Source organism: Gemmata obscuriglobus, assembly GCF_008065095.1.
Lineage (GTDB): Bacteria > Planctomycetota > Planctomycetia > Gemmatales > Gemmataceae > Gemmata > Gemmata obscuriglobus.
Genome location: NZ_CP042911.1, coordinates 1,030,127 through 1,043,364 on the forward strand (window position 1 = coordinate 1,030,127; position 13,238 = coordinate 1,043,364).

At 62.4% G+C, this 13,238-nt stretch carries 5 protein-coding genes and 3 rRNA genes; all 8 read left to right on the top strand.

The genetic code is table 11. The features are described 5' to 3' along the window. The first annotated feature begins 42 nt into the window (after positions 1–42). The 8 genes from GobsT_RS04235 (at position 43) to GobsT_RS04270 (ending at position 13,169) form a co-directional block, all read left to right on the top strand. Positions 43–2,625, top strand: a complete 2,583-nt coding sequence (locus GobsT_RS04235) for a circularly permuted type 2 ATP-grasp protein (RefSeq protein ID WP_109571296.1) — start codon at positions 43–45, stop codon at positions 2,623–2,625. Positions 2,626–2,698: 73 nt separating this feature from the next. Next, complete coding sequence (locus GobsT_RS04240) at positions 2,699–3,649, top strand: transglutaminase family protein (RefSeq protein ID WP_010048906.1); 951 nt, start codon at positions 2,699–2,701, stop codon at positions 3,647–3,649. A 978-nt stretch (positions 3,650–4,627) separates the two neighbouring features. Continuing rightward, positions 4,628–7,377: ribosomal RNA gene (locus GobsT_RS04245) — 23S ribosomal RNA — on the top strand. 95 nt (positions 7,378–7,472) lie between these two features. Then, positions 7,473–7,580, top strand: a 5S ribosomal RNA gene (gene rrf, locus GobsT_RS04250). A gap of 315 nt (positions 7,581–7,895) precedes the next feature. Then, positions 7,896–9,394: ribosomal RNA gene (locus tag GobsT_RS04255) — 16S ribosomal RNA — on the top strand. 486 nt (positions 9,395–9,880) lie between these two features. Next, on the top strand, positions 9,881–11,536 hold the full coding sequence (locus tag GobsT_RS04260) for an SGNH/GDSL hydrolase family protein (RefSeq protein ID WP_232068455.1): 1,656 nt from the start codon (positions 9,881–9,883) through the stop codon (positions 11,534–11,536). A 266-nt stretch (positions 11,537–11,802) separates the two neighbouring features. Further along, complete coding sequence (locus GobsT_RS04265; protein WP_148087603.1) at positions 11,803–12,054, top strand: hypothetical protein; 252 nt, start codon at positions 11,803–11,805, stop codon at positions 12,052–12,054. A gap of 482 nt (positions 12,055–12,536) precedes the next feature. Continuing rightward, positions 12,537–13,169: a PEP-CTERM sorting domain-containing protein gene (locus GobsT_RS04270; RefSeq protein ID WP_029601355.1), complete on the top strand. Its 633-nt coding sequence runs from the start codon at positions 12,537–12,539 to the stop codon at positions 13,167–13,169. Positions 13,170–13,238: the final 69 nt, after the last annotated feature.

Below are 13,238 nucleotides of genomic sequence, written 5' to 3' on the forward strand. Positions count from 1 at the left end.
GGGCCGCGGTCGCCGCGCCCCGCCTCTTCCCGGCACTTACGGATGTCAGACGGCCTCACCGAACCCCTGACCGACCCGCGACTCGCGCCCGGCACCGATTTTCGGTCCGGCGCCGAGCCGTCCGGTTATTACGAGGCCGTAGACGACGCGGGCGAGCCGCGCCCGCACTGGGCCGCGTTCGACGACGCGCTCCGCGAACTCGGCCGCGACGAACTCGCGGGCCGCTGGCGCGAGGCGAAGCAGCTCATCCGCGAGAACGGGGTCACCTACAACGTGTACGGCGACCCGCACGGGATCGCCCGCCCGTGGCAGCTCGACCCGATCCCGCTCCTCGTCCCGACGCACGAGTCCGTCTTCCTCGGCCGCGGGCTGATCCAGCGCGCGAAGCTGATGGAACTCGTCCTCACGGACCTTTACGGCCCGCAGCGACTGCTCAAGGACGGCCTGATCCCGCCGCAGTTGGTGTTCCCGAACCCCGGCTTCCTGCGCCCCGTTCACGGCATCAAAGTGCCCGGCGGGCGGTACCTGCACCTCTACGCCGCGAACCTCGGGCGCGGGTCCGACGGGAACTGGCGGGTGATCGGCGACCGCACCCAGGCGCCCTCTGGCGCGGGCTACGCGCTCGAGAACCGCATCGTGATGACGCGGACGCTGCCCGAGGCGTTCCGCGACTGCCGCGTCCACCGGCTCGCGCTCTTCTTCCAGACGTTCCGGGACACGCTCCGCGCGCTGGCGCCGCGCAACAAGGACAACCCCCGCGTCGTGCTGCTCACGCCCGGGCCGTACAACGAGACCTATTTCGAGCACGCCTACCTCGCACGCTACCTCGGCTACACGCTCGTGGAGGGCGGCGACCTCACGGTCCGCGACAACCGCGTCTACCTGAAGGTCCTCGGCGGCCTGCAACCCGTCGACGTGATCTTCCGGCGGCTCGACGACGACTTCTGCGACCCGCTCGAGCTGCGCCCCGACTCGTTCCTCGGGGTCCCGGGGCTGGTCCACGCGGCCCGGAGCGGCAACGTGGTCGTTGCCAACGCGCTCGGGACGGGGGTCCTCGAAACGCCGGCGCTACCGGCGTTCCTGCCGCGCCTCTGCCGCGCCGTTCTGGGCGAGGAGCTGAAGCTCGAGTCCGTCGCAACGTGGTGGTGCGGGGAACCCGACTCGCTGCGGTACGTCCTCGACCACTTGAGTCAGCTCGTCATCAAACCGGTGTTCCCGGCGACGCGCATCGAGCCCGTGTTCCCGGCGGAACTGACGGCCGCGCAGCGGATTGCGCTCGTTGAGCGGTTGCAGGCCCGGCCCTGGGACTTCGTCGCGCAGGACCGCCTCGATTTGTCCTCGGCGCCGGTCCTCGACGGCGACCGCCTGGTGCGCCGCAAGCTCGTCGTGCGGGCGTACCTCGCGGCCGACACGAACGGCGGGTTCATGTGCATGCCGGGCGGGCTGACACGCGTGAGCGCGTCCCCGGACACCACCGTCGTGTCGATGCAGCGCGGCGGCGGGAGCAAGGACACCTGGGTGCTCGCGGACGCCGCGGTCAGCGACTTCAGCCTGCTGCCCGGGAGCGGCCAGCGCGTCGTTCTGACGCGCTCCGGCGGGAACCTGCCGAGCCGCGCCGCGGACAACCTGTACTGGCTCGGCCGCTACGCCGAACGCGCCGAAGGGCTGACGCGGCTGCTCCGCGGGATCGTCGTGCGGATCACCGAGCGGTCCGGGCTCGTGGACAGTCCCGAGCTGCCGCACCTGCTGCACGCGCTGGCCATTACTGCGGACCCGAAGTGCCCGCGCGGGGAGGTCGAATGCGACCCGCTGGACCGCGTGTTCCCGGCGGTGTTCGACAGCTCCGACCCGAACAGCCTCGCGTCCGTGGTGAACGCGGTACGGTCGGTCGCGTCGGTGGTGCGTGACCTCATCTCGCTCGACATGTGGCGGGTGGTGAACTCGCTCGGCGAACTCACCCGCCCGCCGGTCGACGACGACGGCCCGACGCCCGCGGCGGTGCTCGATCTGCTGAATCGCACCGTGGTGACGCTGGCCGCGTTCGGCGGGCTGGCGACCGAGAGCATGACCCGCGGGGAAGGCTGGCGGTTCCTCGACCTCGGCCGCAAGCTCGAGCGCTCGCTGCACACCATCGGGCTCATCCGGGCCACGCTGGTCAACGTGTCGCCGCAAGAGGGGCCGGTGCTCGACGCCGTGCTGGAGGTGGCGGACAGCGGGATGACGTACCGGCGCCGCTACATGAGCAGCCTGCGCGCGGAAGCCGTGCTGGACCTGCTCGTGGACGACGAGACGAACCCGCGATCACTCGCGTCGCAACTCGCGGCCCTGGCGGAAGATGTGGACCACCTCCCGCGCTCGACCGGGCTGGCCGGACGCGCCCCGGAGCAGCGGTTCGCTCTCGCCGCGCTGGGCTCCGTCCGGATGGCCGAGCCCGAACGGCTCGCGGTGGTGGAGGAGGGGACGCGGCCCGCGCTGAAGGTGCTGCTGGACCACGTCGCGGGCTGGCTGCCGATCCTGTCGGACGCGATCACGCAGCAGTACTTGAGCCACCTGCAAACGTCGCGGCACCTCGCCCGGCCCGACCTGACGCTGCTCACCGCGGCCGATTCCGGTGACCGATTGTGAGGTTCGATCCAATCGTTTTCAGTTCCAGCTTCCGAGTTGCTAATCGGCTCGACACAAGCTCTGGGCCAATTGTGTGTCTTTTGACCTTACGCGGAACCTGGAACTGGAAACCACCGGGCTCGGTATGATCCGCTACACCATCACGCACGTCACCACCTACGACTATACCGAGCCGGTGTCGCTGTGCCAGAACGTGGCGCACCTGTCGGCACGCGACAGCGAGCGGCAGCAGGTGGAACGACCGCTCCTGTCGATCAACCCCGAACCGGCGGTAATCGAGGAGCGGGTCGATTACTTCGGCAACCCGGTCCACTACTTCACGATCCAGGAACCGCATCGCGAACTGACCGTTCGCGCCGAGCACGTCATCAGCGTGTCGGTTGAACCACCACCGGACCCTGCAACAACTCCGGCATGGGAACTGATCCGCGATCAGCTCAACTGGAACCGCAGCCCGGCGTGGATCGACGCGTATCAGTTCGTTGTCGATTCACGGTACGTCGCGGCCGACGGGCGATACGCGCGGTACGCCGCCGAATCGTTCACCCCGAACCGTCCGGTGCTCGAGGCCGCGCTGGAACTAATGGCACGGGTCCACAAAGAGTTCGTGTACGATCCGCGCGCGACGACGCTCGCGACACCGGTCGCGGAGGTGTTCGAGAAGCGGCGCGGGGTGTGTCAGGACTTCGCGCACTTGCTGCTCGCATGTCTGCGGTCGCTCGGGCTCGCGGCCCGATACGTGAGCGGATACCTTTCGACCCTCCCACCGCCCGGTAAATCTCGGCTCATCGGTGCTGACGCCAGCCACGCTTGGGTAAGTGTGTTTTGCGGTGACATCGGATGGGTCGACCTCGATCCGACGAACGATCAGATCCCAGCCGAGCGTCACGTCTTGCTCGCATGGGGACGCGACTACGACGACGTAAGTCCGCTAAAGGGTGTTATTCTGGGAGGAGGGCAACACGTTGTGAAAGTGTCCGTGGATGTCTGTCCGGATCAGCCCGAACTCGGCGTCGTGGGCTGAGGTGTCCTTTGGTCACGATCAAAAAAGCGTGAAATCCTTCAGCGACAATGCTTTGGAACGATAGCTTCAGCTCGGCGAGTTGACGTCTGGGTGTTCGGGGTGCTACGATGTGGGAGAAGAACACGTGAGGCACGGGCGCTGGGGCCGTGCAGTTGGACGGGGAACGAGTGAAGTAGCGACGAACCTGTGTCGGTGCCAATCCGGCTGGTCGAGCGAACCCTTTTCCGCGAAAAATCTGTCCAAAAGTGTGCGAGTCGTGGTTCGGGCGCAAGCCCGTTCGAGCGGATGACTTGCACGTCACGAGGGGGACCGGGATTCGGCGTGATGCCGGTCCGGTTCCGAGATGGGGCTTGGCGAACGGCTGCCGGGGCCCTATACCTCAATCTTCCCCACGATTGCGGACGCATCGTGCCGCGAAAATGACGGGCAGACATGCCCGCACGTGTTAGTTATTTGATGTTCGAGACTGGTTCGCGAGTCGGAAAGAAAAGTGATGGGACGGGTTGACGGATGGGGGTCGCGAGCTAAGATGATCGGAGTGACGCAAACGCAACGCGGGTAACGAGTTGCGACGCGAAAAGTTGGTCCGGCTCGCTCGATCAGGGCGGCCGAACCATTCGGGTTCCGGAAGCGGCTCGTGAGGGCGGCGGACGGGGCTCAACAAGCCGGTAAGACGGCCAGTGGCAGGTGGTGTGACCTCCTGCCGAGACGGTCTTTGACAACGTGGTGAAGCAAGTTAAGTTGCATCTTCGTCGGTGCCGCTTGCGGGTCGTCTGGGTGTGGCGTCGCTCCTTCGGGTGCGGGGTCGGGTCCGGCGGGTTGCGGGTGGCGGCGATCAGTGACAAGACGAGACACGAGCCTTAGAAGTGGTTGAGATAATCGTCACCCGTGGCACATATCGGTGCCACGGGTGACACTAGTGGTGATGCTCGACGAACGGTACCCGCTTGCCGGCGGGTGCGGTGGTCTGGGCAGTGCGGCCAAGCTAGTAAGGGCGTGTGGGGGATGTCTTGGCACCAGGAGGCGAAAGGGCGTGGAAGACTGCGAAAAGTCCGGGGGAGTTGTCAAACGAACTTTGATCCCGGAATACCCGAGCGAACGCAGGGAACTGAAACATCTCAGTACCTGTAGGAGGAGAAAGAAACCTCGATTCCGTCAGTAGCGGCGAGCGAACGCGGAGCAGCCCAAACCGGGGGTAACACCCCGGGGTTGTAGGACCACGTTTAGGATCCATGAGTCCAAGCTGAAGCGTCTGGAATGACGCGCCGCAGGGGGTGAAAGTCCCGTAAGCGACTGGACGAGTGGCCGAGTGGTATCCTGAGTAGGACTCAACACGTGAAAGTGAGTCCGAAGCGGCGGGGTCCATCCCGCAAGGCTAAATACTCCCTGGTGACCGATAGCGTAGAGTAGCGCGAGCGAACGATGGGAAGAACCCCGACAAGGGGAGGACACTGAACCTGAAACCACATGCCTACAAGCGATCGGAGCCCTATGCGTCAGCAGGGTGACGGTGTGCCTTTTGCATAATGATCCGGCGACTTACCGTAACCAGCGAGGTTAAGGGCCTTTGGTCCGGAGCCGAAGCGAAAGCGAGTCTTAAACGGGCGTCAAGTTGGGTGCGGTAGACGCGAAACCACGTGACCTACGCATGGCCAGGATGAAGTGGGGGTACAACCCCATGGAGGACCGAACTCATTTGGGTTGAAAACCGATGGGATGAGCTGTGTGGGGGAGTGAAAGTCTAATCAAACGTGGAGATAGCTCGTTCTCTCCGAAATAACTTTAGGGTTAGCGTTCGGATAGTTGGCCGTGGGGGTAGAGCGACTGATTGCGAACGGGGGCCTACCCGGCTACCCGTCGCAGCCAAACTCCGAATACCGCGGTTCAAGTCCGGGCAGCTAGACGGTGGGGGATAATCTTCATCGTCGAGAGGGGAACAGCCCAGATCGCCCGCTAAGGTCCCAGAGTCGTGCTCAGTGCGAAAGGAAGTTGGGCTCCGGAGACAGCCAGGATGTTGGCTTAGAAGCAGCCACCATTTAAACAACGCGTAATAGCGGACTGGTCGAGGAGCCCTGCGCCGATAATGAACGGGACTCAAGCACGACACCGAAGCGGCGGGTGCAGCGATGCACGGTAGGAGAGCGTTGGGTGTGCGGCGAAGCGGTACGGGCAACGATCCGTGGAGCGCACCCAAGTGATTATGCCGGAATGAGTAGACGATAAAACGGGTGAGAATCCCGTTCGCCGTAAGCCTAAGGGTTCCTGGGGAAGGTAAATCCGCCCAGGGTTAGCCGGTGCCTAAGGCGAGGCCGAAAGGCGTAGCCGATGGGGAGCAGGTTAATACTCCTGCGCTCCTCGCGTAACACGGGACGCCGGTCCGAAGCAGTGTAGGCTAATTAGATTGCCTCAGGGCGCTTATGATCCCGATATCTGCTGAGGGCCGGCCGAGAAAACCGCGCGAGAAACCGTACTAAAACCGACACAGGTAGGCGAGATGAGTATTCTAAGGCGCTCGAGAGAACGCTCGTGAAGGAACTCTGCAAGTTAAACCCGTAACTTCGGGAAAAGGGTTGCCCACGCGAGTGGGCCGCAGTGAAAAGGTTCTGGCGACTGTTTACTAAAAACACAGGTCTGTGCGAAGGCGTAAGCCGCGGTATACAGACTGACGCCTGCCCGGTGCTGGTAAGTTAAGGGAGAGGGTTAGCCGCAAGGCGAAGCTCGCAACCGAAGCTCCAGTAAACGGCGGCCGTAACTATGACGGTCCTAAGGTAGCGAAGTTCCTTGTCGGGTAAGTTCCGACCTGCATGAATGGCGTAACGACCGGAACACTGTCTCCACGAGCGACTCGGTGAAATTGTAGTTGTCGTGAAGATGCGACATACCCGCAGCTAGACGGAAAGACCCCGTGAACCTTAACTGCAGCTTGGTATTGGGTTTAGACCCAGCATGCGTAGCGTAGGTGGGAGGCTATGAGCGGCGCATCTCGGTGCGCCGGGAGCCAACGATGAAACACCACCCTTGCTGTGTTTGAATTCTAACCCGTCGTGTGGAACGACAGGGACCGTGCTAAGTGGGCAGTTTGATTGGGGCGATCTCCTCCTAAACGGTAACGGAGGAGTGCAACGGTACCCTCAGCCCGGTTGGCAATCGGGCATCGAGCGTAAAGGTATAAGGGTGCTTGACTGCGAGCCCGATGGGGCGAGCAGGGACGAAAGTCGGCCTTAGTGATCCGGTGGTCCCGGATGGAAGGGCCATCGCTCAACAGATAAAAGGTACTCCGGGGATAACAGGCTTATCTCCTCTGAGCGTTCATAGCGGCGAGGAGGTTTGGCACCTCGATGTCGGCTCATCACATCCTGGGGGTGGAGAAGCTCCCAAGGGTTCGGCTGTTCGCCGATGAAAGTGGTACGTGAGCTGGGTTTAGACCGTCGTGAGACAGGTCGGTCCCTATCTGCTGTGGGCGGAGGATACTTGCGGGGCTTTCTCCCTAGTACGAGAGGACTGGGAGGGACACACCGCTGATGTTCCAGTTGTGGCGCTAGCCGCACCGCTGGGTAGTCACGTGTGGACGGGATAAACGCTGAAGGCATATAAGCGTGAAACTTCCCCCTAGATCAGGTATCCCGCGCGAGCGAAGGCTCCTCGTAGACCACGAGGTCGATAGGCCGGACGTGTACGCGTGGCAACACGCTCAGCTAACCGGTACTAACAGCCGACCGCTTGGCCGCACTCCCCACTCCACCGCCCGTGTCTCGAACACATGCGACTTGACGCTTCACCACGTTGTACCGATACACCGTCGGGGTAACCCGACACGAACCATGCCGGTGACCATACCCAAACGGAAACACCCGTTCCCATTCCGAACACGGCCGTGAAACGTTTGAGGCCGATGGTAGTGCGTCCAGCGCGAGAGTAGGTATCGCCGGCTACTGTACAATCGATCGACGCCTCTGGACGAGAGGGCCGATCGCCAATACACTCTGATGAGGAGTGGCTTGCTCGACCGGTCAAACGGTTGAGCCGAGTGCTGATCTTTGACAAGTGGGTGCGTGAGATCTGTTTGAGGTGGGTTAACGCCGTTGAGTAGGTGTTAACTCCATCTCGGATCGGATCACAACGAACGAGCTCCGCCGCGAGGTGGGGTGCGTGCGGTGTGATGCGGTCCAAGACTGAAGTCGACACCGAACAACGGCCGGATTGAACTCGACCAAGTCGCTGCCGGGTGACTGGCAGTGCGAAAATTAACTTGAAGGGTTTGATTCTGGCTCAGAACGAACGTTGGCGGCATGGATTAGGCATGCAAGTCGGGGGAATCCCGCAAGGGGGAACCGGCGTAAGGGGCAGTAAGGCATGGGTACCTACCCGGGGGTTCGGGATAGCCATCAGAGATGGTGGGTAATACCGGATGACCTCGTGAGAGCAAAGATTCATCGCCCCCGGAGGGGCCCATGTGATATTAGCTAGTTGGTGGGGTAACGGCCCACCAAGGCGAAGATGTCTAGCGGGTGTGAGAGCACGACCCGCGCCACTCGCACTGAGACACTGGCGAGACACCTACGGGTGGCTGCAGTCGAGGATCTTCGGCAATGGGGGCAACCCTGACCGAGCGATGCCGCGTGCGCGATGAAGGCCTTCGGGTTGTAAAGCGCTTTAGTGGGGGAGAAAAGCCGAGAGGTGTGATCTATCCCAAAAATAAGCTCGGGCTAAGTTCGTGCCAGCAGCCGCGGTAAGACGAACCGAGCGAACGTTGTTCGGAATCACTGGGCTTAAAGGGCGCGTAGGCGGGCTATCAAGTCTGGGGTGAAATGCCGCGGCTCAACCGCGGAACGGCCTCAGATACTGACGGCCTGGAGGGAGGTAGGGGCATGTGGAACTGTAGGTGGAGCGGTGAAATGCGTTGATATCTACAGGAACTCCGGTGGCGAAAGCGACGTGCTGGACCTCTTCTGACGCTGAGGCGCGAAAGCTAGGGGAGCAAACGGGATTAGATACCCCGGTAGTCCTAGCCCTAAACGATGGGTACTAGATAGTAGACCAGATATGGGTTTACTGTCGAAGTTAAAATGCTAAGTACCCCGCCTGGGGAGTATGGTCGCAAGGCTGAAACTCAAAGAAATTGACGGGGGCTCACACAAGCGGTGGAGCATGTGGCTTAATTCGAGGCTACGCGAAGAACCTTATCCTGGACTTGACATGTGCGAAAGCGCTCGGCAGTAGGACCCGGAAACGGGAACGGACCCCAGCAATGGGGGGACCGAGCACAGGTGCTGCATGGCTGTCGTCAGCTCGTGTCGTGAGATGTCGGGTTAAGTCCCATAACGAGCGAAACCCTTACCTTTAGTTGCGACCCACAAGGGCACTCTAGAGGGACTGCCGGTGTCAAACCGGAGGAAGGCGGGGATGACGTCAAGTCCTCATGGCCTTTATGTCCAGGGCTGCACACGTGCTACAATGGTGTACACAGAGTGAAGCGACTCTGCGAAGAGGAGCCAATCACAGAAATTACACCCCAGTTCAGATCGCAGGCTGCAACTCGCCTGCGTGAAGCCGGAATCGCTAGTAATCGCGGGTCAGCAACACCGCGGTGAATGTGTTCCTGAGCCTTGTACACACCGCCCGTCAAGCCACGAAAGAGAGGGACGTCCGAAGCCACCTTCACCGGTGTCGAAGACGGACTTCTTGATTGGGACTAAGTCGTAACAAGGTAACCGTAGGGGAACCTGCGGTTGGATCACCTCCTTTCTAAGGATACTGACACACAGGTCGTGTGGCTCGAGCACCACCGACCACATATCACCCCGCCTCACACAGACCGCACGCACCCACTTGCCAACGATATACCCGCGACCCCGATGCAGAAATGCACCGGGGTCGCGGCTTTTTGCGTTTCGTTCTTGACGCCAATTCTGCGTTCGTCCGCACCTTTCTTTACACCCGGATGTCTCTTCAGCGGGCTTTTCGAGCCTAACGTGGTGGTTGTTTCGTTTGTAGCGGTCAGCTCTCCTCACTCCTTCGCATCGCAGACCCATCATGGTCACGCGGAAACCGAAGCGTTCGACATAATGACTTTCGTCGGCGCGGTTTCCGAACGCGAGGTGCTCATTGATGCGGCCTAAACCACACGAAGTTTCACCGCTGCGTTGCCGACTCGGTCTCGATCGCCTCGAAGAACGCGAGGTGCCCGCGTCGTTTACTCTCACGCCAGTAGTGCCCACGCTCACGGCGGCGATGACCGCTCGGTTGTCTGTGGTACTTCAGGACGGGCAGGGACGCGGAAATCACGCCAACGTGTTTACCCGCGCCGGCGACAGCATCACCTTCGCGAATGACTTTCTCGTCCCACTCGGCACCCCATCTGCCGCGACCGACTTATCTGGCGACGGGTCGCTTTCTGATACGCTCGCTTATTTTCGTTCCGGGAGCGTCGGGGTGAATAACTCGTTCACGAACCCGAGCCGGGCGGCGCGGGGCGGCTGGACCGCGGCGGACGTGCTTCAGAACCTTCCCGCCGAACTCACGGCGAGTCGGCCCGCGTTCGTGCTGATTATGGTTGGGACCAACGATATCGGTCTGGGCGTGCCGGCAGACACGTACCGTCAGAACCTGATCAAGATTGTCGAGACGGCAGTCAGCGCGGGCGTTGTGCCGGTATTGAGCACCATTCCGGATATTCCACTGTATCCGACCGCCCAGGCCAACATCCCGACGTTCAATCAAATCGTTCAGGACGTTGGTGAAACGCTTCAGGTGCCCGTGTGGAACTACTGGCGCGCGCTTCAGCGGCTTCCCGGTTCTGGCATCAGCAGCGACGGGGTTCACCCGAGCGTCTCGCCGAACGGCGGGGGCGATCTGACCACGTCTGGTCTCGGTTTCGGTTACAACACGCGCAACGTTACCGCACTGCAAACCCTCGACAAGCTTCGCCGCGTGCTGCTGCTCGGTCAAGAGCCGGACTCGACGAGCCTGGGGGACGCGTGGCTGCCGCTCACGAGCGCGGTCACGCTTGGGACCGGTGACACCAACGGGTTCCAGGTCCAATTGTTCGACACGCGCACCCGACGGACACTCGCGTTCGATGTGTTCGAGGGGTTTCGCGGGACCGTTCGGGTTTCGCTGGGCGACGTGAACCGTGACGGCGTGCCGGATCTGGTCGCCGCTGCCGGTCCCGGAGGCACGCCGCACATCAAGGTGATTGATGGCAGGAACGGGACACTTCTCGCGAGCTTCTTTGCGTTCGATCCGACGTACCTGGGCGGGCTGAGCGTTGCCATCGGCGATGTGAACGGCGACGGCGCTGGCGACATTGTGGTGGGCACGGCCGCTGGCACCGATCACATCAAGACGTTTACCGCCGCAGGGCGTCTGATTAACAGCTTCGAGGCGTTTGAATTGGGGTTCGCGGGCGGGGTTCAGGTTGCGGCCTCTGACTTGAACCGTGATGGGTACGCGGACGTGGTTGTCGCGGCCGGGGCCGGGGGACACGGGCACGTGGTGGCGTATTCGGTCGCTACGAACCGCAAGCTCGCAAGTTTCTATGCGTTCGGGGCAGAGTACGGCGGATCGGTATCGATCGCGGCGGGCGATTTCGACGGCAGCGGCGAGGGGCAGGTCGCGGTCGGTACGAGCGGCGGGACCGCGGCGTGTGTGATCGTGTACCGCCCGCTTACCACAGAGTGGATCTGCGGCTTCTTCGCTTACGGTGCGGGTTTCCAGGGCGGAGTGGGGTTGAGCGCGGTGACCCATTCCGGTGGAACGGAACTGTGGTCGGTGTCGAGCACTGCCGGGACCGCAGACGTGCGGCGGTTCGACATGCTCGGCACGACGAAAGACCGGTTCATGCTGTACGAACCGGGCTACAGCCGTGGCGCGACGTTCGGCGGTTGATAGCGGGTAGGGTGCTCATGTTCCATGTGAAGTTACGACTGCCCGAAGCGTTCAAAGCGGATCAGACAATATCGATTGTGGCTTTTGGCTACCGGCGCAAACGATTCGGGCAGGACGGCATCTAGTAAGTCGCAAGTCGTTACCATTTAACCTCATGTGACACCGAATGACACTCCCTTGCGCTGGACCGGCCGCTCAGCCTGTTCCGTGATAAGCGACCTGTTGTCGGCTACTTCCTGTTCGGGTTGCTCGCACTGGTCGGTGGGTTGCACATCCGAACGTATTACCGCCTCGAACTCAACCGAGAACTATACGCCCCGGTCACCTCGCTGGTGCTGCTGGCGGTTGTTGCCGCGACACCGTCGCCGGACAGCATCCACACGCTCGCGGCGCTCACACTACTGTGGTTCGTCTTCGGCTGGTACGCGTACCGGCTGTACCGGGTCGCCAGTCTCTGGCTGCTTGTCCATGCGGCGGTGCCGGTCCTGGTGCTGGTGCTGACCGAGGCGCGGAGCTAACGGACTGTGGCAGAAACTGGTCGTGACGTACTTCTTGTTGGCCGCCAACCTTGATTGCCTGCTAGTGACCGGTCGATTGGTACTTCCAGGCCCGGAAGATTTCGGGCACGAGCGCCGCAAGCAGCGTGGGAGATACGCTCCGCGTGTGATCTGGAAGCGAAATGATCGACCGCCGCCATTACCATGAGGCGATCTGGTCGCATCCAGAACCGGAGTCAGAGTTTAAGGCGCGAAAAGCAAACGCGGCGCTACGCTCACGGTGGTTCCCGTCACGTCGTCGAGCAGAATTACCTCTTCGTCACATCTGATCCCCGCGTGAGCTGCGGTTGACAGCACCAGTGGCTTTACTTAAAGATGCCGCCCGAACGAGCCGACGAGGGGTTCGCTTCCGGCAGGAGCTGGTCGCGTCCTCCCGGCCTAAGCGGTCCGAGAGGGTACGACCGCGTCGGACCGTCGAATCGCCTTTCACGGAGGGTTACCGCATGATTCGTCGAACTTGGATCGCCCGCCTGTTCACCGCCGCCGTCGCGATTGTGGCCAGCGCCGGGACCGTTGACGCCGGGCTGCTGCCGGTGTCCGTTACCGTCCAACCCGAGGCCGGCAACTTCCGCTGGACCTACTCGGTCGTCCTGCCCAGCGACATGAAGCTCCAGGCGGGCAGCTACTTCACCATCTACGACTTCGCCGGGTACGTGGCCGGGTCCGGGTCGGTGTCGGCGACCGCCCCCGACGACACCTTCTCGCAGTACTGGACGGTCAGCACCACTGCGCTGGGGCCGACCCCGGACCGCCTGAACCCGCAGGACGATCCGAACATCTCGAACCTGACGTTCACCTACAACGGGCCGACCCTGCCGATCGGCGACCCGCAGCGCATGACGCTCGGGAACTTCGTCGCGACCTCGGCGTACAGCACCACCGCGGACAGCTTCTTCACGGCCACCAACCCGCGGCTGTCCAACGGCGAGATCGACAGCAACATCACCTCGACGCTGGTCCCGAAGGGCGGGGACGTGCCCCCTCCGACGGGCACCCCGGAGCCGACCACGCTGGTGCTGGCCGGTCTGGGGCTCCCGCTGATCGGGCTGCGCCGGGTGCTCCGCCGCCGGGCGTAAGTTCGAGTGGGAAGCCGTAAGGCTCGGGAGCCGTCCCGTCGAAGACCGCCACAGTGGGGTCTTCGACGG